Consider the following 24,632-nt stretch of genomic DNA (forward strand, 5'->3'; position numbering starts at 1 on the left):
AAGGGTTAGGAGGATAGCCGGGCGCTGACGGTTCCCCCCAAAGCTGAGCAAAATCGTGGGCCCTACGCGTCCCTCTTCTTCAGCAGCACATATCCGCCCACCACCGCCACCAGCACCCACAGGACCATGATTCCCAGGCCGCCCCACGGGCCGTACGGCACATCGTCGTCGATCGGGGTGACGACCTGCATGATCTTGCTGCCCGCCTGGTCCGGGAGGTACTGGCCGAACTTCTTGGTGGCGTCGACGTTGCCGAGGATGGCGGAGATCAGGAAGAAGAAGGGCATCAGGATGCCGAGGGAGAGCATCGGGCTGCGCAGCATCGTGGCGACGCCCATGGAGAAGAGGGCGATGAGGGTCATGTAGAGGCCGCCGCCGATGACCGCGCGCAGGACACCCGGGTCGCCGATCGATGCCCGGTGCGAGCCGAGCATCGCCTGGCCGAGGAAGAAGGCGACGAAGCTGGTGGCGAGGGCGACGACGAAGGCGAGTCCGGTCGCCACCGCGATCTTGCTGAAGAGGAACGTGCCGCGCTGCGGCACCGCGGCGAGCGAGGTGCGGATCATGCCGGTGCTGTACTCGTTGGAGACCACCAGCACGCCGAACACGATCATCGCCAGCTGACCGAGGCTCATCCCCGCGAAGCTGATGAACGTCGGGTCGAAGGAGAGCCGGTCCTTCGTGCTCAGGTCGTCGAACTCGTTCTTCGACAGCAGCGAGATCAGCACACCGAGCGCGACGGTGACCACCGCGGCGAGAGAGAGCGTCCACACCGTGGACGCCACCGACCGGATCTTGGTCCACTCGGATCGGACGACCTGGGTCGCGGCCATGGATTCAGCCCTTCTTCCAGTCGTTGCCCCACTGCGGTGCCTGCGGCTGACCGACCGGCGGAGCCGCGGCCGGCACGGGCCCGGCGAGTCCCGGGTCCGAGTGCGCGTGGTACTCCACCGACTCCGCCGTCAGCTGCATGAACGCCTCTTCCAGCGAGGCCTGTTGGGGGCTCAGCTCATGCAGCACGATCTGGTGCTGGGCCGCGAGCTCTCCGATGTGCTCCGACCTCGAGCCGTCCACTTCGAGCGCCTCGCCGCCGGACTCGACGACGGTGATCCCGGCCCCGTGCAGCACGTCGAGCAACCGCTCCCGCTGGGGCGACCGGATCCGTACGTACGAGCGTGAGTTCTGCCGGATGAAGTCGGCCATGGAGGTGTCGGCGAGCAGCCGGCCCTGGCCGATCACGACGAGGTGGTCGGCGGTCAGCGCCATCTCGCTCATCAGATGCGAGGAGACGAAGACCGTACGGCCCTGGGCGGCCAGCGACTTCATCAGGTTGCGGATCCAGTGGATGCCCTCGGGGTCGAGCCCGTTGACCGGCTCGTCGAACATCAGGATCCGGGGGTCGCCGAGCAGCGCGCCCGCGATACCGAGCCGCTGCCCCATGCCGAGCGAGAAGCCCTTGGCCTTCTTCTTCGCCACCGCGGTGAGGCCCACCGTGTCGAGGACCTCGTGCACCCGCGCCCGCGGGATCCCGTTGCTCTGCGCGAGGCACAGGAGATGGTTGAAGGCGCTGCGACCGCCATGCATGGCCTTGGCGTCGAGCAGGGCACCGATGTACTTCAGCGGATCCTTGAGACGGTCGTAGTGCTGCCCGTCGATCCGCACATCACCCGCGGTCGGCCGGTCGAGCCCGAGCAGCATCCGCATCGTCGTGGACTTCCCGGCCCCGTTCGGCCCCAGAAACCCGGTCACGATCCCCGGCCGCACGGTGAACGTCAGATGGTTCACGGCCATCTTCTCGCCGTACCGCTTGGTAAGCCCTTCGAGCTCGATCATGGGGCCACGCTAAAACGCGACAAAGCCCCCTGCCACTTCAGTGACAGGGGGCTCTATGTCTTTATGCGGCCGCGCCCCGTCAAGGGGCGCGAGGAACTGCGCGACCAGCCGCAACCGGCCCGCAGCTCTCCCACAACCCATCCCTACCGGGACTGCTGCGCCGGAACCCCACGGGAGATCGGCTCGTCCTCGGCCGGCGACCCGGCGGCGGCCACGGCCGCACCGGTCAGCGTCGCGAGCATCTCGCGGACGTTCGTCAGCTGAGCGTTGATCGAGTCGCGACGGTTCGTGAGAGCCGCCAGCTCCCGCTCGGATTCCGAACGGATCCGGTCCGCCTTGGCGTTCGCGTCGGCCACGATGTCCTCGGCCTGGCGCTGAGCCGTCTCCACCGTCTGACGGGCGCGGCGCTCGGCGTCCGTACGCAGCTTCTCGGCCTCCAGGCGGAGCTGCTCCGCGCGGTGCTCGATCTCCGCGAGACGCTTCTCGGCCTTGGCCTGACGCGAGGCCAGGTCGCGCTCGGACTGCTCCCGGCGCTTGGCGAGGTTCGTCTCGAAGTCGGCGGCGGCCTGAGCGGCCTTCGCACGGGTCTCCTCGAAGAGGGCGTCCGCCTCCTCGCGCTTGGACTGCGCGTCCTTCTGAGCCTCGGTGCGCAGCTGGGAAGCGTCGGACTTGGCCTTCTCGACGATCCGGACGCCCTCGTCCTCCGCCTTGGCCTTGCGGTCCGCAGCGAACGATTCTGCGTCGTTACGCACCTGCTGGGCCGCCGACTCGGCGAGCTCACGGTGCTGTTCCGCCGCGCGACGGGCCTCTTCGCGCAGGTCCTTCGCCTCCTCCTCGGCGAGGCGGAGGATCTTCTCGACGCGCGCGCCGAGACCCGCGTACGACGGCTCTGCGTCGCTGACCTGGGCCTGGGCGTTCTGCGTTTCGAGATGGAGTTCCTCGATGCGCTTTTCCAGAGCAGTGATACGGGCCAGAGCGCTGTCACGGTCGGAGACGAGCTTCGAGATGCGTTCGTCCACCTGAGCGCGGTCGTACCCACGCCGCACAAGCTCGAAGCCGTAGGGGGAAGTGTCGCTCATGGGGTTCCTGTCGAATGAGACCGGTGAGGTGATAGGTGGAATCCTAGGGGTCAAGACGGTGTGTCATCGAGCAGTAGCCCGATTGATATGGAGAATGACACCCTTTTTAGTGGCTAACAGCCGGACCGCTTGCCAGAGACGATGCCGAAGGCCTCTGGCAAGCACGGAAGTTGGCCATTTGGCTAGCCCTCCGACGGCTTGCCACCCGAACGAGTCGCACCGGCCGCAGCGGCAGCCTTGACGCCACCGTCCTTGCCACTCGACGGGGCCTCAAACGACTCCAACGCCTCAAGGACGTCCTGGACACGGGAGATCTCGGCATTGATGTCCTCGCGGCGCCGGACCAGCACCTCCAGCTCGCGCTTGCCCTCCTCGACCGCGGCCCGCGCCTCGCGCACGGCCTCGGATCTGATCGCCTCGGCCTCGGAGATGAGCGCGGCCTTCTTCTGCTCGGCCTCCTTGAGGAGCCCCTCCGCCTTCTTCACGGCGGCGATCCGGACCTTGCCCGCCTCGGAGTTGGCCTCCGACACCAGGTCCTTGGCCTTCGACTCGGCTTCCCTCAGCTGGTCCTCGGCGGCCTTGATGAGCGCGTCGCAGCGGTCGCCCGCCGCTTTCATCGTCTCCGCGGACTCCCGGCGGGCCCGGTCGTGCAGATCCTCGATCTCGCCGGTGATCCGGTCACGCAGCTCCTCGGCACGCTCTCTTATGGCGGTGGCGTCCCGGCGGGCACCGACCAGCAGCTCGTCCGCGTCCGTCCGGGCCCGCTCCACCAGCGAGTTGCCCTCGACGGTCGCCTCGGAGACCAGCCGCTCCGCCTCGTTGCGGGCGGCGCCGACCATCGTGTCGGCGTGCCCCTCGGCATCCGCGGTGGTCTTGTGCGCCGTCTGCTGGGCCTCCGTGATCAGCTTGTCGGCCTCGGCGGCCGTCTCCGTGATCAGCGTGTCGACCTGCTCGGCCGCCTCGGAGCGCCGCTTGTTGGCTTCCTTGCGCGCCTTGTCCAGGGTGTCGTCGGCCTCGTCGCGTGCGTTCGACATGAGCCGGTCGGCCTCGGCGGCGGCCTCGTTCTTGACGCGGGCCGCCTCCGACCTGACCCGCTCGGCGTGCTGCTGCGCGGAACCGACCGTCTCGGCCGCCTCGGCGCGCAGCCGCTCCGCGTCGCCCGTCGCGTCCGAGATCAGCTTCTCGGCCTTCGCCACGGACTCCGAACGGACCCGCTCCGCCTCCGCATTGGTCTCCGCCGTGAGCCGCTCCGCCTCCGACGTCACCTCGGTGATGAGGGTGTCGGCCTGCGTCGCCGCGTCCGACCGGATGCGGTTGGCGTCCTCGCGGGCCTCGGCCCGCGCCCGTGAGGCGTCCTGCTCGGCCGCCGCGACGGTGTCCGAAGCCTCCGTACGGGCCCGCTGGACGAACTCCGAGGCATCCGAGCGCAGCCGCTCGGACTCGGTGATCGCCTCCGAAACCGTGCGCTCCGCAAGGGACTTGGCGGCCTCCGCCTCGTCGTGGGCCTCGCGCCGGAGGCGGTTGCCGTCCTCGGCGGCCCGCTCCCGCTCCGCGTACGCGTCGGCGCGGACCCGGTCGGCCTCCTGCTGTGCCTCCGTACGCGTGCGCTCCGCCACGTGCTCGGCGGTGCTGCGCAGGCCCGTGATCTCCTCCTGGGCCTGCTCGTGCAGCCCGGCGACGGAGTCCCGTACCTGCTGTGCGGTCTGCTCGGCGGCCGACACCATCTCGGTCGCCCGGCGGTCCGCCTCCTCGACCAGCCGTACGGCCTCGGTCTGGGCCTCCTCCACGCGGTTGCGCGCCGAGGCCAGCAGCTCCTCGCTCTGCTCGCGGGCCCGCTCCCGCTCCTGGTCGGCCTCCTGCCGGGCGGCGCCGAGGAGCTCCTCGGCCTCGCGGCGGCGCCTGGCGGCCTCCTCCTGGGCGGCGGACAGCGCCTCGGCGGCCTCCGTGGCGAGCCGCTCGGCGGCGGCCTGCGCCTCCGTCCGTACGCGGTCCGCGGTGTCCTGTGCCTCCGACTTCAGCCGCTCGGCCTCCGCCGCGGCCTCCGAACGCAGCCGTACGGCGATGGACTCGCCCTCGGCACGCGACGCGGACGCGTCGGAAGCGGCCTCGTCGCGCAGCCGCTCGGCCTCCGCCTCGGCCTGCGCCTGGAGTGTCCGGATCCGCTCGGCGGCCTCGCCGCGCAGCCGGTCGATCTCCTCGGCGGCCTCACGGCGGATCCGCTCGCCCTCGGCGCGCGCGTCGGTCAGCGCCTGCTCGGCGGAGGCGAGGCGCTCCTCGGCCTCCGTGTGCAGCCGGGTCAGCCCCTCGGCGGCCTCGGCCTGGCGGGCCGCTATGGCCCGCTCGGTGTCCTCGTGCAGTTCACGGGCGGCGCGCTCGGCCTCCGCGATGATGCCCTCGGACTGCTCGACGGCCTCCGCCCGGTGCCGCTCGGCCTCCGCGCGGGTGCGCTCCAGGGTTTCCTCGGCCTGCCGGCGCAGCGTCGTGGCGCGCTCGATGGCCTCGGTGCGGACCCGCTGGCTGTCCGTCGTCGCGTTCGACCGCTGGTCGTCCGCGTCGGCCTTCGCCTTGGCGAGCAGCTCCTCGGCGGTCTTGGCCGCCTCCTCGATCTGCTGGACGGCCTCACGCCGGGCCTCGGAACGGATCCGCTCGCCCTCGGCGTTGGCGTCCGCGCGCAGCTGCTCGGCGTCGCCGCGCAGGCGGCGCGCCTCCTCCTGCAGCTCGACCGTCTTGGCGCGGTACTCCTTGGTGTCGTCCTTCGCCGTGCCCTTGAGCTGCTCGGCGATGTCGTGCGCCTCGGCGCGCAGCCGGTCCGCCTCCGCCTCGGCGCCGGCGCGGATCCGCTCGGCCTCCTCGGACGCGGCCTTGGTGGTCGACTTGGCTTCCTCGGACGCCTTGTTCAGGACGTCCTCGGCCGTACGGGCCGCCTTGGCGAGCTGGGAGGCGGTCTCCTCGGCGGTGAGGCTGCGGGCGTTCTCCTCGGCCTCCGCGACGATCTTCTCGGCGGCGGTCTTGGCGTCCGCGACGACCTGCTCGGCCTCGGCCTTGGTGGTCTCGGCCTCCTTGGTGGCCTCGCTGACCAGCCGGGCGACCTGCTCCTTCGCCGTACGCGTGCGCTGCTCGTTCGCCGACTCCGCGCCGGCGAGCGCCTTGGCGGCGGCCTCCTTCGCCTCGGCGAGGACCTTCTCCGCCTCGGCCCGCGCCTCGCGCAGCGCCGCCTCGGCCTCGCTGGCGCGCTGCTCGGCGGCCCGGCTCAGCTCGCCCGCCTGACGGCGCGCGCTGTCCGACTCGGTGGCGGTCGAACTGCGCAGCTGCTCGGCGTGGTCGGTGGCCTCCTGGGCCTGCGTCGACGCCGCGTTCAGCAGCCGCTCCGCGTCGGTACGGGCCCGGCGCAGCAGCGCCTCGGCCTCCGCGCGTGCCTGCTCCGCGTCGGCCTGCAGCCGCTGACGGGCCTCCGCGGCGACCCGCTCGGCCTCCGCGCGGGCGGCGGCCAGGGCCTGCTCGGCCTCGCCACGGGACTCGTCGACCAGCCGGCGGGCCTGCTGCTCGCTGCGGGCGCGCAGCTGCTCGGCCCACGCCACGTTCTCGTTGACGTGCGACTCGACGCTCTGCCGGCGCTCGGAGAGCTCCTGGTCGAGCTGCTGGCGACGGGTGACCGCCTCCTGGTGCAGCTCCGCCTGGAGGCGGGCGGCCTGCTCGGCGTGCTCCTGGAGGATCCGCTGCGTCTGCGCGCGGGCCTGGCTCAGCTCCCGCTCGGCGTCCTGGCGCAGCTGATCGGCCTGGATCTGCGCGTTACGGAGCATCTGCTCGGCCTGATAGCCGATGTCGGCGCTGTCGTAGGCAGGCCGGGTCGCCAGACTGCGGCGCGCCTCGTGCAGCTTGGCGCGCAGCACCTCGACCTGATAGCCGAGGTCCTCGGCGTGCTGGACGGCCTTCTCCCGCTCGGTCTTCAGCCGTTCCATCTCGGCCTCGAACCGAGAGAGGTGGTCGACGTCAGCCGCCGGCTCTCGCTCCTGGCGTTCGTAGCCCCGCACTGCGCGGTCCCATCCGTCCCCTGGTCGCAAGTCTCTCCAAACGAGCACCGTCCATCCGCCGAACGGGGCCCCCGGGGAATGGTGTCAGATCAACGGCGGAGCACACGCTGCTGCCCCGCCACTCGCCCCCGAAACCTGGACCCCGGCCCTCGGATCCTGACGATGAGGATCCGGACCGCCCCGTAGAAGCGGCGGCCGTCCCCAACCCTACCGGCCCTTATGTACGCGGGTCAGTGCTCAGGTGACTCAACGGGCGCCGATGTGACCAGTTCTGTCAGGACGCCGTGGCAATCCTTCGGGTGCAGAAAGGTGATGCGCGACCCCATCGAACCCCTGCGCGGCTCGTCGTACAGCACGCGTACGCCCTTGTCGCCGATGGCGGCCGCGTCCGCGTCCACATCCGCCGTACCGAAAGCGATGTGGTGCACGCCCTCACCGTTCTTGGCCAGCCACTTCCCGACGGCGGAGTCCTCGCGGGTGGGTTCCAGGAGCTGGAGATAGGAGGCGCCCCCGTCGGACGTCTCATTGATCTTGAGCATGGCCTCGCGCACGCCCTGCTCCTCGTTGACCTCGGTGTGGAAGACCTCGAAGCCGTACGTCGCCCGGTAGAACTCGACAGTCCTGTCGAGGTCGAAACAGGCGATCCCGATGTGGTCGATTCGCGTCAGCATGGTGTCAGTGCAGCGCTCCCGGGGCGGTTACGCAACGTGCGCGCGATCACACACCGCGCCGGATGACGGGGGGCGTACCGCTCAGTACATTTTCAGTAAACCCTCGTTCACTCCTCAGCTGTGCAAGCTGGAAGGGGATCGCTCCTCATGTCTGGAACGAACAGCACCACCTCCGTCATCGTCGCGGGTGCCCGCACCCCGATGGGACGGCTGCTGGGCTCTCTGAAGTCCTTCTCCGGAGCCGACCTCGGTGGTTTCGCGATCAAGGCCGCCCTCGACCGTGCGGGCATCGGCGGCGACCAGGTGCAGTACGTGATCATGGGCCAGGTGCTCCAGGCCGGGGCAGGGCAGATCCCGGCACGCCAGGCCGCGGTCAAGGCGGGCATCCCGATGAGCGTCCCGGCGCTCACGATCAACAAGGTCTGTCTCTCGGGTCTCGACGCAATCGCGCTCGCCGACCAACTGATCCGCGCCGGAGAGTTCGACGTGATCGTCGCGGGCGGCCAGGAATCCATGACCAACGCCCCCCACCTGCTCCCGAAGTCCCGGGAGGGCTACAAGTACGGCGCGATCGAGATGCTCGACGCGATGGCGTACGACGGGCTGACCGACGCCTTCGAGAACATCGCCATGGGCGAGTCGACCGAGAAGCACAACACACGCCTGGGCATCCTGCGGCCCGAGCAGGACGACTTCTCGGCCCTCTCGCACCAGCGGGCCGCCGCCGCGCAGAAGAACGGCCTCTTCGAGGCCGAGATCACCCCGGTCGAGATTCCCCAGCGCAAGGGCGAGCCGGTCGTCTTCAGCAAGGACGAGGGCATCCGCGGCGAGACGACCACCGAGTCGCTCGGCAAGCTGCGGCCCGCGTTCGCGAAGGACGGCACCATCACGGCCGGCTCGGCCTCCCAGATCTCCGACGGGGCCGCCGCCGTCGTCGTCATGAGCAAGGCCAAGGCGCTGGAGCTCGGACTGGACTGGATCGCGGAGATCGGCGCCCACGGAAACGTCGCGGGACCCGACAACTCTTTGCAGTCGCAGCCGTCGAACGCGATCCAGCACGCCCTCAAGAAGGAGGGCATCGGCGTGGAGGATCTTGACCTGATCGAGATCAACGAAGCCTTCGCCGCCGTCGCGGTCCAGTCAATGAAGGACCTGGGCGTGTCCACGGAAAAGGTGAACGTCAACGGCGGTGCCATCGCCCTCGGCCACCCGATCGGCATGTCCGGCGCCCGGCTCGTACTGCACCTCGCCCTCGAACTGAAGCGGCGGGGCGGCGGAGTGGGCGCGGCGGCGCTGTGCGGTGGCGGCGGGCAGGGTGACGCACTGATCGTGCGGGTACCCAAGGCCTGACGCGTTTTCCCGCTCGATGAACGGAGCTGTGATGCAGGACGTCGCCTCGCTGGTGACCCAGGCCAGGGAAGGCCGGCCGCGGGCCGTGGCCCGGCTGATCTCCCTGGTGGAGGGGGCGTCCCCGCAGCTCCGCGAGGTCATGGCCGCGCTGGCGCCGCTCGCGGGCAACGCGTACGTCGTGGGGCTCACGGGCTCGCCCGGTGTCGGCAAGTCGACGTGCACGTCGGCGCTCGTGACGGCCTACCGGCGGCAGGGGAAGCGGGTCGGTGTCCTCGCCGTCGACCCGTCCTCGCCCTTCTCGGGCGGTGCGCTTCTCGGGGACCGGGTGCGGATGTCGGACCACGCGTCCGACCCCGGGGTCTACATCCGCTCCATGGCGACGCGGGGGCACCTCGGCGGGCTCGCCTGGGCCGCCCCGCAGGCCATCCGGGTGCTGGACGCGGCCGGGTGCGACGTCGTCCTCGTGGAGACCGTCGGCGTCGGGCAGTCCGAGGTCGAGATCGCTTCGCAGGCCGACACGAGTGTGGTGCTGCTGGCTCCCGGCATGGGCGACGGCATCCAGGCAGCCAAGGCGGGGATCCTGGAGATCGGTGACGTGTACGTGGTCAACAAGGCCGACCGGGACGGGGCGGACGCGACCGCCCGTGAGCTGAACCACATGCTGGGGCTCGGGGAGTCCCGGGGGCCCGGGGACTGGCGGCCTCCCATCGTGAAGACGGTCGCTGCGCGGGAGGAAGGGATCGACGAGGTCGTCGAGGCGCTGGAGAAGCATCGGGCGTGGATGGAGGAGCGGGGAGTTCTCGCGGAGCGGCGGCTCGCCCGGGCCTCCCGCGAGGTCGAGACGATCGCCGTCACGGCCCTCCGCGAACGGATCGCCGACCTCCACGGAGACCGCCGCCTCAGCGCCCTCGCGGAACGAATCGTCGCGGGCGACCTGGACCCGTACCGGGCGGCGGACTCCTTGGTGGAGGGCCTGACAGAGGGCTGACCCGGGGGTTCCTCGCCCCCGCCGCCCCTACCCGTCCCGTCCCTGGGGGCTGCCGCCCCCAGACCCCCGCATCGGCCTGAACGGCCTCGTCCTCAAACGCCGGACGGGCTGAAAGTGTCGGCCCGGCCGCAGAAAATCTAGCCCCTCCGGCGTTTGAGGAGCGGGGGTTCGGGGGCTGGCCCCCGAAAAGGGACGGGAATGGGTAGGGGCGGCGGGGGCGAGGAAAAGGCCTGTTGGTGGACCGGGGACGCTGGTAGCTTCGGGAGCGTGTTTCTCCTCTTGGCGTAGGGCCCGCTCCGGCCCGCGATCGGCAGCGCGGTAGGCGCAGTCGTCGCGGAGCACAGGCGTCCCCGTCGCCCGGGCGCCCGCCCACCCCGGCGGCGCCCTCTTTCTGAGGAACCCTTCGCATGTCTGCGTCTTCAACGCGGCCCTCGTACGCCGCGGTACTACGCACGCCCCACGCCACCCGCACCTTCACAGCCGCCCTGGTGGGCAGGCTGTCGTACGGCATGGTCTCGCTGGCCGTGCTGCTGGCGGTGAGCCGGGCCACCGGCTCGTACGCCGTGGCCGGCATCATCATGGCGCTCTTCGGCGCCGCGAGTGTCTTTCTGTCGCCCCTGCGGGCCGCCCTGGTGGACCGCCACGGCCCGCGCCGCGCACTGCTGCCGATGGCCGCGCTCTACGCGGGCCTGCTCGGCACACTCGCCGCGGCGACCTGGCGCCCCGGCGCACCCGCGGCCGTCCTGGGCACGGTCGCCGTCGCGGCAGGCGCCTGCACCCCGCCCCTCGGCCCCACCATGCGCGCCGTCTGGGGCGAACTCGTCACCGACAGGCGGCTGTTGCAGCGGGCGTACAGCCTGGACGGCGTCGCCGAGGAACTGCTGTTCGTCTCGGGGCCGCTGCTGGTGGGCGTGCTCGTAGGGTTCGCGCCCCCGGCCGCGGGGGTCGCCGTCAGCGCACTGCTGGTGGGCATCGGCACGCTGGCGTTCGTCACCTCACCCGCGGTGAAGGGCGTTGCCGTACGGGCATCCCGCGTCCGGGCCAGGAGGAGGATCGGGCGCGGGATCGTCCAGCCCGTCGTCGTGGCCGCGGGCGTCGGGCTCTCGCTCGGCGCCGTCGACCTTCTCGTGCTGGCCTTCGCCGAGCAGCGGGGCCACGGGGACGACACCGTGGCGTGGATCTTCGCCGCGCTGTCGGCCGGGAGCGCCGTGGGCGGGCTGCTGTACGGCGCGGTCGAATGGCGCACCGGAACCCGGGTGCGACTGCCGGCGTTGGCGGCGGGCCTCGGCCTCTCCCTGGCCTTCGCCGGGCTCGCCCCGGGCCTCGCCACGCTCACCGGCGCCGTCGTGTGCGCCGGGTTCTTCGTCGCCCCGGCGCTGACCACCGCGTATCTGGTGGCCGACGAGTCCGCCGCGCCGGGCGCCCGGGTCCAGGCCGGTGCCTGGGTCAACACCGCGGTGAACGCGGGCATTTCGACGGGCGCGGCAGCCGCGGGACTCCTGGTGGGCCGCCTGCCCGTGGAGGCCGGATTCGCCCTGGCCGGCGGGGCGGCACTGCTCGCGGCAGCCGCCGTCGCAGTCACCGTCGCCGTGGGAACCCGATATCCCCGCGCACGCCCGGAGAAGCAGGAGCAGCAACAGGAGCAGGAGCAGGGGCACGCGCAGGAGGCCGGCACGGCGTAACAGGCCCGCGAACGCCGGTAAGGGCACCCGGTGCCGGGTGCCCTTACCTGTGGTTCTTGTTGTTCTGTAGTCCCTGGGGGAGGGACGTCAGTCGTTCGAGCGGTCCGCCGTGATCTTGCCGGAGTCGGGGTTGACCCTCCAGTCGCTGCCGGTGCCGTTCGCGGCGGTGGTGTCGACCTCCCAGGCCTTGTCCGTGCTCTCCTCGTCGAGGTCGACGGAGGTCACCGTGCCCTTGGCGGCGCCGGCCTCCGCGGCCTCGGCGGCGGTGACGGAGCTGCCCTTGAGGGCGGCCCGGATCTGCGCGGTCTCGGCGGCGTCGTCACCGTCGTCGTCCCGGTCGACGTGGGAGCCGACGACCTTGCCGGTGGCGGGGTCGACCTGCACGCTGTGCCAGGCGCCGCCGTTGGTGAGGATGTCCACGTCCCACACGTGCTTGGTGCCCTCGTCGTCCAGGTCGGCCGAGACCGCCGTACCGGCCGTGTTCTTCAGCGCCGCCTTGATCGCGTCGGCGGCGTCGACCTGCGCGACCTTGGCGTCGGCGGCGTTCTCGGCCTTGTCCTCGGCGTCCTCGCCGGTGTCCTTCGCGGCGTTGTCCTCGGCCGCGTCGGCCTTGTCCTCCGCCTTGTCGTCCGCGTCGTTGTCGTCGGTGTCGTTCACATTGGCGTCGTCGTCACGGCCCGTGTCGTCGTTCGACACCTGCACGTTGGACTTCTTCGCCGGCGCCTCTTCGTCACCCGAGACCGCGATGGCGGTCGCGGTGCCGCCGCCGATCAGGGCCGCTGCCGCGATGGTGGCGATGACGATGTTGCGCTTCATGGGATTCCTCCAGAATGCGACTGGTTGCAACCAGTAACGGATGGTGTCGCCGGTTGCAGTGGCTTGTTCTGCCTTGTCTGCTGTCGACGGGAACCAATCTGGCCGACCGACGCTGAAGCGGACCTGAAGGCTCCTGAAGGCTTCTTCAGGTTCGGTTTGCGACCCTTGGCCCATGCGCCTGTTGATCGTGGAGGACGAAAAGCGGCTGGCCCTGTCGCTCGCCAAGGGCCTGACGGCCGAGGGCTACGCCGTGGACGTGGTCCACGACGGCCTGGAAGGGCTGCACATGGCCGGCGAGGGCTCGTACGACCTCGTCATCCTCGACATCATGCTGCCCGGCATGAACGGCTACCGCGTGTGCGGCGCCCTGCGCGCCGCGGGACACGACGTGCCGATCCTGATGCTGACGGCCAAGGACGGCGAGTACGACGAGGCCGAGGGTCTCGACACGGGCGCCGACGACTATCTGACCAAGCCGTTCTCGTACGTCGTCCTCGTCGCCCGGGTGAAGGCGCTCCTGCGGCGGCGCGGCCCGTCGGGCGGGGCCTCGCCCGTGCACGAGATCGGGCACCTGAAGGTCGACACCGCGGCCCGGCGCGTGTTCCTCGCGGACGACGAGATCACCCTGACCACCAAGGAGTTCTCCGTCCTCGAGCAGCTCGTCGTGCGGGCCGGGGAGGTCGTGTCGAAGGCCGACATCCTGGAGCACGTCTGGGACTTCGCGTACGAGGGCGACCCGAACATCGTCGAGGTCTACATCAGCACCCTGCGCCGCAAGCTCGGCCCGGAGCTGATCAGGACCGTACGCGGGGCCGGATACAGACTGGAGGCACGGGCATGAGGCGGCGGATGCGATCGGTACGGGCCCGCGCCACGCTGGCCGCGACCCTCGTCGTCGCCATAGCCCTGGTCGCCGCGGGCGCCGCCGTGCTGCTCGCGCTGCGGGCCAGCCTCATCGGCCAGGCGGACGCCGAGGCCGACTCGGTGGCCCGCAACGCCGCCTCGGCGCTGTCGCACGGGCTTGCGTACAACGATCTCGACCTGCCGGACGGTGACGAGAACCCTGTCGAGGTCCTGGACCGGAAGGGGAAGGCCGTCGCCTCCGGCGAGGACGTCGAGGGCATGAGCGTGGCCGCCAAGTCCTCGGACCGGCTGAACTCCGTCGCCAATGACGACGCCGGCGACACGGACGAGGGACTGGCCGACGAGGAGGACGCTCTCGAAGCCGGCGACATGGCCGACGAGACTTGGTACGGCGAGGGCACCGCGACCGTCGAGGGGGAGACGGCCGACTACCGGTTCGCCGGGGTCGACGTGGTCACGAAGGGAGGCGTCCCGCTCACCGTCTATGCGGGCGCTCCGCTCTCCGCCGAACAGAACGCCGTCGGTACGGCGTTGACGGCCATGCTGATCGGCCTGCCGCTGCTGCTGGTGACGAGCAGCGGGGTGACGTATCTCGTCACCAGGCGGGCCCTGCGCCCCGTGGAGGGGATCCGGGCCGAGATGGCCGCCATCACCGCCTCCGAGGACCTCTCGCGGCGCGTCCCCGAGCCCGCCACCCACGACGAGGTCGCACGCCTGGCCCGTACGACGAACGAGACGCTCGCCGCTCTGGAGGCCTCGGTGGAGCGCCAGCGCGCGTTCGTCGCCGACGCCTCGCACGAGCTGCGCAGCCCCATCGCCTCGCTGCGTACCCAGCTCGAAGTGGGCGCCGCGCACCCGGAGTTGCTGGACGTGGAGGGGGCCGTCGAGGACACCGTACGGCTGCAGCGGCTGGCCGCCGATCTGCTGCTGCTCGCCCGGCTGGACGCGGGGGAGCGGTCGGCGGACGCGCCCCTGGACCTGGCGGCGCTCGTCCGCGAGGAGGCGGGCCAGCGGGTCGGGGACCGGGTCGAGGTGTCCGTGGACGCCGAGTCCGTCGAGGTGGCCGGGTCGCGCGGGCAGTTGGCGCGCGTGCTGGGCAATCTGCTGGACAACGCGCAGCGGCACACCCGGACGTCGGTCGCCGTGACCGTGCGGCGCTCGGGGGAGTGGGCGGTCGTCGGGGTCGCCGACGACGGTGAGGGCGTGCCCGCGGACGAGCGCGAGCGGGTCTTCGAGCGGTTCGTACGGCTCGACGAGGCCCGTACCCGCGACGACGGCGGTGCCGGTCTCGGCCTCGCCATCGCCCGCGATGTCGCCGTCCGGCACGGTGGATCACTCACCGTCCGGGACACGCCGACAGGCGGAGCCCTGTTCGAACTCCGCCTGCCCTTGGACCGGTCGGCCCGGCCGACTCAGCCGGTCTAGCCGGCCGAGTCAGCCGGTCTGCTCGGCCGCCAGGTCGGTCGGATCGGTCAGTGGTCGGTCCGGTCGATCAGGTCGTACGTCACGAACGCCCCCGCTGCCCCCGCAGGTGCTCCGCGATCGGGGTCAGGGACTTGTGGAGCTCTTCCAGGGCCTCCGGCGAGAGGAGGTCGATGAAGTGCCGCCGCACGGACGCCACATGATGGGGCGCGACCTTCCTCATCGTCTCCAGGCCGTGGTCCGTGAGCACGGCGTACAGCCCACGGCGGTCGGACTCGCAGTTCTCGCGCCTGACCAGGTCCGCGTTCTCCATGCGGGTGATCTGGTGGGAGAGGCGGCTCTTGGACTGGAGGGTGGCGGACGCGAGGTCGCTCATCCGCATCCGTTTGCCCTCCGACTCGGAGAGGTTCACCAGGATCTCGTAGTCGTTCATCGTCAGGCCGAACGGTTGGAGGTCCTTCTCGAGCTGATACGTCAACAGCCTGTTGACCTCCAGGTGGGTGCGCCAGGCGCACTGCTCCGCATCGGTCAGCCAGCGAGTGGCCGTCTCGGTCTCCATGTATGAATTCTACCTAAGATGTTGAAAAGCGAACTAGTGAGGGTGGCGTGACGGCGCGCACACGTTCGACGTCACACTCCGCAGACTACCGCTCACAGCCCGAAGCGACGCTGGAGGTCTCCCAGCTGTCCGGGAAGGCGCGGTGCGCCGGCTTGCTGTCCCTGGTGGCCGGGTGCCCCGCCGCCACCCGGCACTCCGGGCTCGTGCGGGACCGCGCCCGCGGCCTGCTCCGCCATCAGGGCCTCGCTGGACTGGAGCAGCACCGTGCCGGCCCCCACGAACTCGAACTGGTGCTCCTCCCCGGAGGCCCCGCCCAGGCCCGTCAGCGCACGTAGACCGCCCATCAGGCCTGTCATGTACCCGTGGTCGTAGTGGTGGCACGGCGAGGGGCAGTCGGCCCAGCCGACCAGGGCCTGCGGGTCGACCCGGATCGGGGGTTCCATGAACACCACGGGGCCGTTCGACGCGGCCACGAACTTGCCCGTTCCGATCAGCGTGAGAAAGCCCGGCACGATCGACTGCTTGAGCGCGAGACTTGGCTGAAAAGCGAGGAGATTGCCCGAGCGAATGGTCAGATTGCCCTCCTCCAGATCGAAGGAGTTCACGTCGAAGGCCCGGTCGGCGAGGAGCATCTTGCCCGAGCCGGAGGCCACGACCCAGTCGCTCGCGTGCAACGGCGAATGAAAACTCGTCCGCACCAGCCGGTCCAGACGGCCGTGCCCGATGCCGTTGAACTCCATCGAGCCGTAGTAGGCGATCATCTTGCCCTTCTGCAGGAACCACTCGCTCCCCTTGAGTTCCACGCAGAAGGTGTACGCGTTCACGTTGTCGTCGACCGGCAGCGTCGACGGGTCGTGGATCACGGGGCCCGTGCCCGGGTAGGTGGTCACAGCTTCTCCTCCGACGCCTGCACGTACACCGCACCGCTTCCGCTGAGCTCCAGCTGGAACGCCTCGCCCGAGCCGCGGCCCACCAGATCGCGCAGACCGAGCGCGCTGGAGAGCTTGTTGCGTACGTCCCCGTGGTGGGCGACGTACGCCTGCGGGTCGACATGCACCGGGCGCTGCGGGCTGATCGGCACCTCGATGACCCCGCCGTGCGCCATGACGGCGACGCTGCCGTGCCCCTTGAGGGTCGTGGTGAACAGCCCCTGACCCGTCATCTGGCCGCGCACCATGCCCATGACCCCGCCCTGCGAGCCCATGAACATCGTGCCCTGCGTCAGCGTGCCGTCGAAGGCGAGCAGCCGGTCCGCCTCCACGTACAGGGTCTCGCCCGTCAGGCCGATCACCTGGATGTGGTGGCCGCCGTGCCCGAACAGGACCGTGCCGGAGCCCTCGACGGTCATCAGCGGGGTCGCCTCGTCGGCCACCCGCCGTCCGATCATCGACATGAGGCCGCCCTGGCCGCCCTGCATGTTGGGGGTGAAGGACACCTCGCCCTTGTAGGCGAGCATCGCGCCGCGCTGGCTGAACAGCCGCTGCCCCGGCATGACCGTGGCCTCGATCATCTTCGAGTTGATCTCACGGAAGGGCATGTCACACATCTCCCGCGATCGAGTTGCGCTCACTGGGCTGCACGTACACGACGCCGTCGCCCTCGAAGCGGATCTGGAAGGCCTCGCCGCCGCCCTCGCCCATGAACGTGCGGAACGTCACACCGGACTGGAAGGACTGCCGCAGATTGCCCTGATGGGCGATGTACGCCCCCGGGTCGACGGTCAGCGGGTACTGCGAGCTCACCCGCAGCACCACGGCCGGACCGTCCGACATGATCGCCGCCTGGCCGTGCCCCTCGATGGTCGTCGTGAAGAGCCCGTTGCCCTGCGAGGCTCCCCTGAGCCCCGTGAAGGACGTGCCCGTGCGCAGGCCGGAGTCGGTCGCGAGCAGATTGCTCGACTCGACGAAGAGTTTGTCGCCCTGGAGGTTCACGAGGTTGATCTCGCTGGCCCGGTCGGCGAACCAGCAGGTCCCCTGCCCCTTCACCTCCATGAGGGTCATCTGCTCACCGGTGATCCGGCGCGTCACCATGCCGCGGATACCCTCGCCACCGCCGCTGAGCTTCTTGAAGGCCATCTGACCGTCGTACGCCACCATCGAACCGTTCTTCGCCTTCACGGCGTCGCCGGTCATGTCGACGGCCAGCACCTTGCTGCCTTGGAGTCGGAACATCGCCACGGGGACGACGGTAGCCGTCGGGCCTGGTCGCCGAACAGATCCTTCGGGATGATCCGTCCCTGAAAAGACCCCGGGGTCCGGTCGGCCGGGTTCCGTGGGTCCGGACCCCGAGGCCGGACGGCAGGGGTCAGGATGCTTCAATGGGAAAGCTTGTGCGTGCGTTCACAAAGCTTCGGCGCGGCACCGGCACCCCTTCCGAATCCACCCCAGACTCCTCCCACCGAAGGTGACTCGTGGACATCAAGACCGCCTCCGCCCTCCGTCGTCTCCGTCTGGTCTCGGCCCCCGAGGCCGTTTCCTTCCTTCTGCTGCTGGTCTGCTCGGTGCTGAAGCGGACGACGGACTTCAACGCGGTGCCCGTGATGGGCATGGTCCACGGCATCCTCTTCATCCTGTACCTGATCTTCTGGGCCGACGCCTGGAACCGTGCCAAGTGGGGCCTGAAGACCGCGGCCCTCTACTTCGTGCTTTCCGTGCTGCCGACCGGCGGTTTCTTCGCCGAGCGCAAGCTCAAGCGTGAGGCGGAGAGCGCGCTGATCGCGTCCCGCGCCCGGAACGAAGGGATCGTCAACGCATGATCGTCGCCTTCTCCGTGACGCCGTTGGGTGTCGGTGAGGACGTGGGGGAGTACGTCGCCGACGCCGTGCGGGTTGTGCGGGAGTCGGGGCTGCCCAATCGCACCGATGCGATGTTCACCTCGATCGAGGGGGAGTGGGACGAGGTGATGGACGTCGTTCGGCGGGCCGTCGCTGTGGTGGAGGAGCGGGCGCCTCGGGTTTCGCTCGTCCTCAAGGCTGACATTCGGCCTGGGGTTACTGATGGGCTGACGTCCAAGGTGGACACGGTGGAGCGGCACCTGTCGGCTTAGCGGTGCCGCTGCCGCGGTGGGTGTGTGGGGTGCGGGTGGGTCTGTGCTGGGTGCGCAGTTCCCCGCGCCCCTAGAAGATCCGGTGCCTAGGTCTGTTTGCCGTGTGCGGGTCGGTTTTCGTTGCCCGCGCAGTTCCTCGCGCCCCTGAAACGACCGGTGCTCGGGGCTGTTCGTCGCGTGAGCAACCCCCGCCCACCCGCAGGTGAATAGGCAAAGCCCGACCCCCCTCTACCCCCCCAACTGGACCCCCTCCGTTCGACACGCCGACTAAAAGCCACTTTTGTGTGGGTATCGGCTCGTTCGATCACTGGAGGGCGCTGTGCGGCCGGAGGGCTACGACTACGACACCCACAGCCAACTGGCCGGACCGCTCACGGAGCCGTCCGGCACCGCGTACCGGGTGCAGTACACCAAGCTCCTGTCGCGCGAGCCACACCGAATACGAGCCGTCCTGCTCATGACGCTCGCCCCGCTGCTCACGGGGCTGCTCCTCGTCTACCTGGTCTGGCCGACCCACTGGGTCGCCAGAGAGGGTGGCACCCGCTGGCTCGTCGGCCTCGACATCGCGATGCTCATATCCATCGGCCTGATCGAGCTGTTCATGGTCGTCAACGTGGTCTCCATCGCCCACGCGACCATGGTGGCGAGGGACCCGATACCCGTCTTCCCTGAGCCCGGCACCCGGGTCGCCTTCCTCACCACGTACGTCCCGGGCAAAGAACCCCTCTCCATGGTCCGTGCCACCCTCGAAGGCGCGGTCCGCGTCACCCACCCCGGCCTCCTTGACGTCTGGCTCCTCGACGAGGGAGACGACGAACAGGCCAAGGCACTCTGCGTCGAACTGGGCGTACGCCACTTCACCCGCCACGGCGTCCCCGAGTGGAACAGGGCCAAGGGCGTCCACAAGGCCCGTACGAAGCACGGGAACTACAACGCGTGGATCGCGATGCACGGCGGGGAGTACGACTTCTTCGCCTCCGTCGACACCGACCACATCCCGCTCCCCGAGTTCCTGGAGCGGATGATGGGCTACTTCCGAGACCCGGACGTCGCGTTCGTCGTCGGCCCGCAGGTGTACGGCAACTACACCACTCCGGTCACCAAGGCGGCCGAGTCCCAGCAGTTCCTGTTCCACGCGCTGATCCAGCGGGCCGGCAACCGCTACCGCGCCCCCATGTTCGTCGGCACCAACAACGTCGTACGGATCGCGGCCGTCAGACAGGTCGGCGGGCTGTACGACTCCATCACCGAGGACATGGCCACCGGGTTCGAACTGCACCGGCACAAGAACCCGCGGACCGGTCACCACTGGCAGTCGGTCTACACACCCGACGTGCTGGCCGTGGGGGAGGGCCCCGAGTCCTGGACCGACTTCTTCACCCAGCAGATGCGCTGGTCGCGCGGCACGTACGAGACGCTGTTCAAGCAGTACTGGAAGGCACCGTTCACGATGCCGCCCGGCCGGCTGTTCTCGTACACGATGATGCTCGTCTACTACCCGATGACGGCCGTCAACTGGCTGCTGGGCATCCTCAGTTGCGTCCTGTTCCTGTGGTTCGGCGCGTCCGGCACGCAGGTCGCCGCCTCCATGTGGCTGATGCTCTACAGCGACGCCGCCGCCCTCCAGATCGGCCTCTATCTCTGGAACCGGCGGCACAACGTCTCCCCGCACGAACCGGAGGGCTCGGGAGGCCTCGCCGGCATGGCGATGTCGGCGCTCTCCGCGCCGATCTACCTCAAGTCGCTCGGCGCGGCCGTGGTCCGCCGACCCAGCCGTTTCGTGGTCACCCCGAAGGGCGGCGGCGCCAGCCCCGACCGGGTGCTGACGTTCCGGATCCACCTGTTCTGGGCGGCCGTCCTGACGGCCTCGCTGGTGGCGTCGTTCGTCCTCGGACACACGCACGCGGCCATGCGCACCTGGGCCGTTCTCGCCCTGGCCATCTCCCTCGCCCCGGTCGGCGTGTGGCTCGGCACCCGGTACCAGGCACGCCGTGCCCGGCAGCGCGTCGCCACCCCCGCCGTCGCCCGCGTCCCGGACGGCGAGCCGGCACCCGCGCCGGTCTTCAGCGCCGGCGCCACGCTTCCCAGTGGCTCGCTCCCCAGCGGGACGGTCTCCAGCGGTACGACAGGAGGTAACTAGGCCATGGCCTACCGCCCTTCGAAGAAGACCCAGAAGAGGCTGCTCGGCATAGGCGGCGTCGCGCTGCTCGCCGGACTCAACGCCCCGGCCGCGATCGGCTTCGCCTCGGAGCAGTACTACGAGTACAAGATCGCGCAGCCCGGCTACAAGGCGAAGTACGGCTCGTGGAAGCACCTGGACATCCCCAAGAAGTTCCGCACCAACGCCATCCACGCGGCGCTCCTGCACACCGGCAAGGTGCTGATCGTCGCGGGCTCCGGCAATGAGCAGAAGAAGTTCGACAAGGGTTCCTTCGACACGATCCTGTGGGACCCGAGGACCGACACCTTCAAGAAGATCCCCACCCCGGACGACTTCTTCTGCGCCGGACATGCCCAACTCCCCAGCGGCAGAATGCTGGTGGCCGGCGGCACCGCCCGCTACGAGCTGCTCGACGGCGAGGTCGACCGGGCCGGCGGCGGCATGCGCGTGAAGAACGAGAACCCCGACAAGCCGGTCGTCCTCAAGAAGGGCACCCGGTTCCGCTCGCCGACCGGTGTGGAGTACGTCAGCAGGTTCGACGTCACCGTCCCCAAGGCCAAGCGCACGCAGGAGATCACCTACAACAGGGCCGGTGTGATGCAGCCCTGGAAGACGAAGGTCACCGCGAGCGAGGCCCGGGTCTTCGTCGAGGCCACCGAGGTGGGGCCCCGGTCGGTCACGGCCAAGCAGGCCCAGTACGAGATCCTCGGCCTGAAGGGGAAGGAGGCGGCCAACACGTACGGCCTCTCCGAGAAGATCACCATGGACAAGCAGGACTTCCAGGGGATCAAGGCCGCGTACGAGTTCGACCCGACGGCGGAGAAGTACGTGCCCGTCGCGCCGATGGGCAAGGCCCGCTGGTATCCGACGCTGGTCGGTCTGCAGGACGGGCGGGTGCTGGCGGTCTCCGGGCTCGACGACGTCGGGGTGATCGACCCGGGCGACAACGAGATCTACGACCCGAAGACCAAGAAGTGGACCCCGGGCCCCAAGCACTACTTCCCCACCTATCCCGCCCTCTTCCTCACCAAGGGCGGCAAGCTCTTCTACCCGGCCTCCAACGCCGGTTACGGGCCCGCCACCATGGGGCGCGAACCCGGCCTGTGGGATCTGAAGACCAACAAGTTCGAGAAGGTGCCGGGGCTGAGCGACACCGACCAGACGGAGACGTCGGCGTCCCTGCTGCTGCCCCCGGCCCAGGATCAGAAGGTGATGATCCTCGGCGGCGGAGGCGTCGGCGAGTCCAAGAAGGCGACCTCGCGCACGGCGGTCATCGACCTCAAGAAGGACAACCCCGCCTTCGAGAACGGCCCCGACCTCCCCCAGGGCACCCGCTACCTGAACAGCGTGATCATGCCGGACGACTCGGTGTTCACGTCCAACGGCTCCTCGGACTACCGCGGGCGCAGCGCCAGCAACATCCTCAAGGCGCAGTTCTACGACCCCAAGTCCAACTCGTTCCGTTCGGCCGCCTCGCCCAGGGTCGGCCGCAACTACCACTCGGAGGCGCTGCTGCTGCCCGACGGCCGGGTCGCCACGTTCGGCTCCGACCCGCTCTTCGACGACCAGCAGAACACCAAGCTCGGCCACTTCGAGCAGCGCATGGAGATCTACACCCCGCCCACCCTGCACAAGAACGCCAAGACCCGTCCCGTACTCGGCGACGGTCCGCAGGAGGTCGACGGCGAGGGCCGCGCCACCTTCGCCACCCGGAATCCGGACCGGATCGTGAACGCCCGTCTGATGCGGCCCAGCGCGGTCACCCACACCACGGACGTCGAGCAGCGGTCCATCGCGCTCGGGCTCACGAAGACGAAGGACTCGGTCACCGTGGACGTACCGAAGGACCGGACGCTGGTGCCGCCCGGCTGGTACATGCTCTTCGTGACGGACACGGACGGGACTCCGTCCGAGGCGAAGTGGGTCCAGGTCAGGTGAAGCGGTCCGACAGGTGAAACCGCCTGCTACACACTGGAGTTGCGGGCCAGCGCCAGTGCGTAGTCCGCCCACCACTGGCCCGCCGACGGGCCCCCGCGGCACTGTCCGTCCGATTCCCCGGGCCGCTTGATCCACAGGTAGGCGTCCACGAGCGGGTCGCCGGTGTCCTTGGTGGGCGGGGTGCCGAGCGCCCGGCCCGGCGGGTTGCACCAGGCCTGGGAGGGGTCGCCGCCCAGCGGGCCGTTGCCGTTGCGGCTGGTGTCCACGACGAAGTGCTTGCCGCCGAGGTCCTCCGAGAGCCGGCGGCCGTACTCCTTCGTCGTCTCGTCCGTCTGGAAGTTGGAGACGTTCAGGGCGAACCCGTCGGCGTTCGCGACGCCCGCGCGCTTGAGGGGCTCGACCAGCTTCCACGACTCCCGGATCCAGGCCGGGTTGCCCGCGTCGAGGTACACCTTCGTCCGCGGCTGCCGCTTCAGCCGCACGATCGCCTCGGAGAGCATCTGCTCGCGCTCGGCGTGGTACTCGCCCGGGGTGCAGCCGTCCACGATGTGCGCGACCGCGTCCGGCTCCAGCACCACCAGGGCCTGGCTGTCGCCGATGGCCCGCGCGAACCGGTCGATCCAGTCCCGGTAGGCGTCCGCGCCGTACGCCCCGCCCGCCGAGTGCTGTCCGCAGTCGCGGTGCGGGATGTCGTACGCGACGAAGACCGCGGTACGCCCCTCCCGGGCCGCCGCCGCGGTCGCCTCCCTGATCTTCGGCTCGGGTCGCTCGGCGGAGGGCCAGATCGCCGCGGGCCGGTCCGCGATGAGCTTGAGGAGCCGGGCGTCGCGCTCGCGCCCCTGCTGCTCCCACCGCTGCACCTGCTGGGCCGCGGGGCTCGCCGGGTCGACCCAGAACGGGGAACCGGCGGCGGGGCTCGCCTGTGCGGACGTCTCACGGGCGGCGGTGGTCGTGTCGGCGTCGGGCGCGGACGAGCAGCCCGCCGCGAGTCCGAGCACGGCGAGCGCCGCGAGGGTACGGGTACGGGTCTGCCGGAACATCCTGCCCCCTTGGGCGAAGGTGACGGTCAGTGACGATGTCCGACTATCGTGACATAACGGACTTGACCGGCAAGGGTGCGACACCGTGGGCCGCCGCCTCCTGTAGGGCTGCTGCCGGGTTCCTGTCGGGGCGTCAGGCGCCGCCCGACGCCAGCGCGATGCCCAGTGGCGTCCTCTCGTACAGCACCTGGTGTCCGTACCGGCGCGAGACGAGCAGGCCCGCGTCGCGCAGCGCCGACAGATGCGCCGACACCGACGAGGGTGCGAGACCGAGGCGGTGTGCGAGGACCGTCGTGGTGGCGGGGTCGTCGAGCGCGGTCAGGACGGCGGCCCGGCCGCGGCCGAGGATCCGCACGAGCGCCTCGGGCGTACGGTCGGACGGCTCGGCCCACAGGCCCCCGATGCCGCGCGCCGGGTAGACCAGTGTCGGCTGCCAGGGCGGTTCGAAGCCGCTCACCACGTTCGGCCAGGAGAAGACGCTGGGCATCAACACCAGTCCCTGGCCGCCGAGTTCGCGTACGTGTTCGCCCTTCACGTCGATCGTGAGCGTGCCCGCGTCCCAGGCGAGCCGCCGGTCCAGCTCGGACAGCAGCTCGCCCAGGCCCACCTCGGCGAGGCGGCGCGAGTGGAAGACCACGTCGGCCTCCAGGAGGGCGCGCAGCCTTGGCCAGTCGGGCTCGACCAGGGCACGCCAGGCCGCCGCCAGCAGGTCGGTCAGCTCCTGGATCATGCGGACCGGGTCGGCCAGCAGGGCGCGCCCGCGCGGGGATTCGAGGGCGCCCGGGGTGTCCGCGAGCGCCAGCGCGGTGTCCTCGCGGGCCGCCTCGGGGTCGGCACCGCGGACCGCCGCGATCTCCTCGTCGAACGTGGCCGAGGGGCCGAGCGGCGGAGGCCCCAGCCAGTCCGGGGTGTGCCCGCGCTGGGGCATCAACAGCCACAGGAGTGTGAGGTCGAGCTCCGCGGCGGCCGACCGCGTACGACGGAGCCAGTGCGCGTGATACCCGTGCCGCTCGGGGCGGTTGAGGGTACGGACCGCCTCCTGGGTCTCCCACAGAGGGGACACCGCGAAGCGGCACCGGAGGAGGTCGTCCTCACCGAAGCGCAGATGGAACGGCACGGACCCTCCCACCGCGGTCGATCCCGAAGATTCGGC

21 protein-coding genes are annotated in these 24,632 nt (G+C 70.3%); 9 read left to right on the forward strand and 12 right to left on the reverse strand.

The genetic code is table 11. From position 1 onward, the window contains the following. Positions 1 to 62 precede the first annotated feature (62 nt). The 5 genes from ACN20J_RS33120 to mce all read right to left on the reverse strand — a co-directional run bounded on the left by ACN20J_RS33120 (position 63) and on the right by mce (position 7,614). Positions 63 to 833, reverse strand: coding sequence for an ABC transporter permease (locus ACN20J_RS33120; protein WP_266754697.1), 771 nt, complete (start codon positions 831 to 833; stop codon positions 63 to 65). A gap of 4 nt (positions 834 to 837) precedes the next feature. Further along, positions 838 to 1,833: an ABC transporter ATP-binding protein gene (locus tag ACN20J_RS33125; RefSeq protein ID WP_419667417.1), complete on the reverse strand. Its 996-nt coding sequence runs from the start codon at positions 1,831 to 1,833 to the stop codon at positions 838 to 840. Positions 1,834 to 1,976: 143 nt separating this feature from the next. After that, positions 1,977 to 2,912, reverse strand: coding sequence for a hypothetical protein (locus ACN20J_RS33130; protein ID WP_055617802.1), 936 nt, complete (start codon positions 2,910 to 2,912; stop codon positions 1,977 to 1,979). Between the two features lie 182 nt (positions 2,913 to 3,094). Further along, positions 3,095 to 6,943, reverse strand: a complete 3,849-nt coding sequence (scy, locus tag ACN20J_RS33135) for a polarized growth protein Scy (protein ID WP_419667418.1) — start codon at positions 6,941 to 6,943, stop codon at positions 3,095 to 3,097. 230 nt (positions 6,944 to 7,173) lie between these two features. After that, complete coding sequence (mce, locus tag ACN20J_RS33140; RefSeq protein ID WP_398894547.1) at positions 7,174 to 7,614, reverse strand: methylmalonyl-CoA epimerase; 441 nt, start codon at positions 7,612 to 7,614, stop codon at positions 7,174 to 7,176. Positions 7,615 to 7,761: 147 nt separating this feature from the next. Between mce and ACN20J_RS33145 the strand changes: the two genes are divergently transcribed. The 3 genes from ACN20J_RS33145 to ACN20J_RS33155 all read left to right on the forward strand — a co-directional run bounded on the left by ACN20J_RS33145 (position 7,762) and on the right by ACN20J_RS33155 (position 11,634). Next, positions 7,762 to 8,964, forward strand: a complete 1,203-nt coding sequence (locus ACN20J_RS33145; RefSeq protein ID WP_419667419.1) for an acetyl-CoA C-acetyltransferase — start codon at positions 7,762 to 7,764, stop codon at positions 8,962 to 8,964. Positions 8,965 to 8,995: 31 nt separating this feature from the next. Continuing rightward, the gene (meaB, locus tag ACN20J_RS33150) at positions 8,996 to 9,952 is read left to right on the forward strand and encodes a methylmalonyl Co-A mutase-associated GTPase MeaB (RefSeq protein ID WP_055617806.1); all 957 of its coding nucleotides are present in this window, start codon (positions 8,996 to 8,998) and stop codon (positions 9,950 to 9,952) included. A gap of 407 nt (positions 9,953 to 10,359) precedes the next feature. Further along, a complete protein-coding gene (locus ACN20J_RS33155) occupies positions 10,360 to 11,634 on the forward strand; it encodes an MFS transporter (protein WP_419667420.1) in 1,275 nt (424 codons plus the stop codon). An 87-nt stretch (positions 11,635 to 11,721) separates the two neighbouring features. Here the strand turns inward: ACN20J_RS33155 and ACN20J_RS33160 are convergent, their stop codons facing one another. Next, positions 11,722 to 12,450 (reverse strand): PepSY domain-containing protein, encoded by a 729-nt coding sequence (locus tag ACN20J_RS33160; RefSeq protein WP_419667421.1) that lies wholly within the window; start codon positions 12,448 to 12,450, stop codon positions 11,722 to 11,724. A 172-nt stretch (positions 12,451 to 12,622) separates the two neighbouring features. On the opposite strand from ACN20J_RS33160, the gene ACN20J_RS33165 reads away from it, so the two are divergent. After that, positions 12,623 to 13,291, forward strand: coding sequence for a response regulator transcription factor (locus ACN20J_RS33165; protein ID WP_361922204.1), 669 nt, complete (start codon positions 12,623 to 12,625; stop codon positions 13,289 to 13,291). Further along, positions 13,288 to 14,739, forward strand: a complete 1,452-nt coding sequence (locus ACN20J_RS33170; RefSeq protein WP_419667422.1) for an ATP-binding protein — start codon at positions 13,288 to 13,290, stop codon at positions 14,737 to 14,739. The genes ACN20J_RS33165 and ACN20J_RS33170 overlap by 4 nt, the downstream gene beginning before the upstream one ends. A gap of 79 nt (positions 14,740 to 14,818) precedes the next feature. Here ACN20J_RS33170 and ACN20J_RS33175 read toward each other — a convergent pair whose 3' ends face one another. The 4 genes from ACN20J_RS33175 to ACN20J_RS33190 form a co-directional block, all read right to left on the reverse strand. Further along, positions 14,819 to 15,295, reverse strand: a complete 477-nt coding sequence (locus ACN20J_RS33175; protein WP_189845557.1) for a MarR family winged helix-turn-helix transcriptional regulator — start codon at positions 15,293 to 15,295, stop codon at positions 14,819 to 14,821. A 92-nt stretch (positions 15,296 to 15,387) separates the two neighbouring features. Further along, positions 15,388 to 16,185: an AIM24 family protein gene (locus tag ACN20J_RS33180; protein ID WP_189845558.1), complete on the reverse strand. Its 798-nt coding sequence runs from the start codon at positions 16,183 to 16,185 to the stop codon at positions 15,388 to 15,390. Further along, complete coding sequence (locus ACN20J_RS33185; RefSeq protein WP_189845559.1) at positions 16,182 to 16,832, reverse strand: AIM24 family protein; 651 nt, start codon at positions 16,830 to 16,832, stop codon at positions 16,182 to 16,184. The genes ACN20J_RS33180 and ACN20J_RS33185 overlap by 4 nt, the downstream gene beginning before the upstream one ends. Before the next feature lies 1 nt (position 16,833). Then, positions 16,834 to 17,466, reverse strand: a complete 633-nt coding sequence (locus ACN20J_RS33190) for an AIM24 family protein (RefSeq protein ID WP_055617945.1) — start codon at positions 17,464 to 17,466, stop codon at positions 16,834 to 16,836. A 239-nt stretch (positions 17,467 to 17,705) separates the two neighbouring features. Here ACN20J_RS33190 and ACN20J_RS33195 point away from each other — a divergent pair, with 239 nt between their 5' ends. From ACN20J_RS33195 to ACN20J_RS33210, 4 genes are all read left to right on the forward strand, one after another. Beyond that, the gene (locus ACN20J_RS33195) at positions 17,706 to 18,050 is read left to right on the forward strand and encodes a DUF3817 domain-containing protein (protein ID WP_055617946.1); all 345 of its coding nucleotides are present in this window, start codon (positions 17,706 to 17,708) and stop codon (positions 18,048 to 18,050) included. Next, positions 18,047 to 18,340, forward strand: coding sequence for an MTH1187 family thiamine-binding protein (locus tag ACN20J_RS33200; protein WP_189845560.1), 294 nt, complete (start codon positions 18,047 to 18,049; stop codon positions 18,338 to 18,340). Before ACN20J_RS33195 ends, ACN20J_RS33200 begins: the two co-directional genes overlap by 4 nt. Positions 18,341 to 18,659: 319 nt before the next feature. After that, positions 18,660 to 20,480 carry a glycosyltransferase family 2 protein gene (locus ACN20J_RS33205; protein WP_190232129.1) on the forward strand — a complete coding sequence of 607 codons (1,821 nt, stop codon included), beginning with the start codon at positions 18,660 to 18,662 and terminating at the stop codon, positions 20,478 to 20,480. Positions 20,481 to 20,483: 3 nt separating this feature from the next. After that, positions 20,484 to 22,439 (forward strand): kelch motif-containing protein, encoded by a 1,956-nt coding sequence (locus tag ACN20J_RS33210; RefSeq protein WP_190232128.1) that lies wholly within the window; start codon positions 20,484 to 20,486, stop codon positions 22,437 to 22,439. A 26-nt stretch (positions 22,440 to 22,465) separates the two neighbouring features. Here the strand turns inward: ACN20J_RS33210 and ACN20J_RS33215 are convergent, their stop codons facing one another. Together ACN20J_RS33215 and ACN20J_RS33220 are read right to left on the reverse strand one after the other, a co-directional pair. Beyond that, positions 22,466 to 23,479, reverse strand: a complete 1,014-nt coding sequence (locus tag ACN20J_RS33215) for a glycoside hydrolase family 6 protein (protein ID WP_364197481.1) — start codon at positions 23,477 to 23,479, stop codon at positions 22,466 to 22,468. A 133-nt stretch (positions 23,480 to 23,612) separates the two neighbouring features. Beyond that, positions 23,613 to 24,596: an ArsR/SmtB family transcription factor gene (locus ACN20J_RS33220; protein ID WP_189845564.1), complete on the reverse strand. Its 984-nt coding sequence runs from the start codon at positions 24,594 to 24,596 to the stop codon at positions 23,613 to 23,615. Positions 24,597 to 24,632: the final 36 nt, after the last annotated feature.

It is taken from the genome of Streptomyces sp. 2-1, from assembly GCF_048564895.1.
Taxonomy (GTDB): Bacteria; Actinomycetota; Actinomycetes; order Streptomycetales; family Streptomycetaceae; genus Streptomyces; species Streptomyces phaeochromogenes.

What these genes read in the sequence shown, in the direction of transcription:
- ACN20J_RS33130 (WP_055617802.1), bottom strand. Translation starts at nt 2,912, where the DNA reads ATGAGCGACACTTCCCCCTACGGCTTCGAGCTTGTGCGGCGTGGGTAC.
- ACN20J_RS33155 (WP_419667420.1), top strand. Translation starts at nt 10,360, where the DNA reads ATGTCTGCGTCTTCAACGCGGCCCTCGTACGCCGCGGTACTACGCACG.
- ACN20J_RS33175 (WP_189845557.1), bottom strand. Translation starts at nt 15,295, where the DNA reads ATGGAGACCGAGACGGCCACTCGCTGGCTGACCGATGCGGAGCAGTGC.
- ACN20J_RS33185 (WP_189845559.1), bottom strand. Translation starts at nt 16,832, where the DNA reads ATGCCCTTCCGTGAGATCAACTCGAAGATGATCGAGGCCACGGTCATG.
- ACN20J_RS33215 (WP_364197481.1), bottom strand. Translation starts at nt 23,479, where the DNA reads ATGTTCCGGCAGACCCGTACCCGTACCCTCGCGGCGCTCGCCGTGCTC.
- meaB (WP_055617806.1), top strand. Translation starts at nt 8,996, where the DNA reads ATGCAGGACGTCGCCTCGCTGGTGACCCAGGCCAGGGAAGGCCGGCCG.
- ACN20J_RS33145 (WP_419667419.1), top strand. Translation starts at nt 7,762, where the DNA reads ATGTCTGGAACGAACAGCACCACCTCCGTCATCGTCGCGGGTGCCCGC.
- ACN20J_RS33160 (WP_419667421.1), bottom strand. Translation starts at nt 12,450, where the DNA reads ATGAAGCGCAACATCGTCATCGCCACCATCGCGGCAGCGGCCCTGATC.
- ACN20J_RS33210 (WP_190232128.1), top strand. Translation starts at nt 20,484, where the DNA reads ATGGCCTACCGCCCTTCGAAGAAGACCCAGAAGAGGCTGCTCGGCATA.
- ACN20J_RS33200 (WP_189845560.1), top strand. Translation starts at nt 18,047, where the DNA reads ATGATCGTCGCCTTCTCCGTGACGCCGTTGGGTGTCGGTGAGGACGTG.
- mce (WP_398894547.1), bottom strand. Translation starts at nt 7,614, where the DNA reads ATGCTGACGCGAATCGACCACATCGGGATCGCCTGTTTCGACCTCGAC.
- ACN20J_RS33170 (WP_419667422.1), top strand. Translation starts at nt 13,288, where the DNA reads ATGAGGCGGCGGATGCGATCGGTACGGGCCCGCGCCACGCTGGCCGCG.
- ACN20J_RS33120 (WP_266754697.1), bottom strand. Translation starts at nt 833, where the DNA reads ATGGCCGCGACCCAGGTCGTCCGATCCGAGTGGACCAAGATCCGGTCG.
- ACN20J_RS33125 (WP_419667417.1), bottom strand. Translation starts at nt 1,833, where the DNA reads ATGATCGAGCTCGAAGGGCTTACCAAGCGGTACGGCGAGAAGATGGCC.
- ACN20J_RS33165 (WP_361922204.1), top strand. Translation starts at nt 12,623, where the DNA reads ATGCGCCTGTTGATCGTGGAGGACGAAAAGCGGCTGGCCCTGTCGCTC.
- ACN20J_RS33190 (WP_055617945.1), bottom strand. Translation starts at nt 17,466, where the DNA reads ATGTTCCGACTCCAAGGCAGCAAGGTGCTGGCCGTCGACATGACCGGC.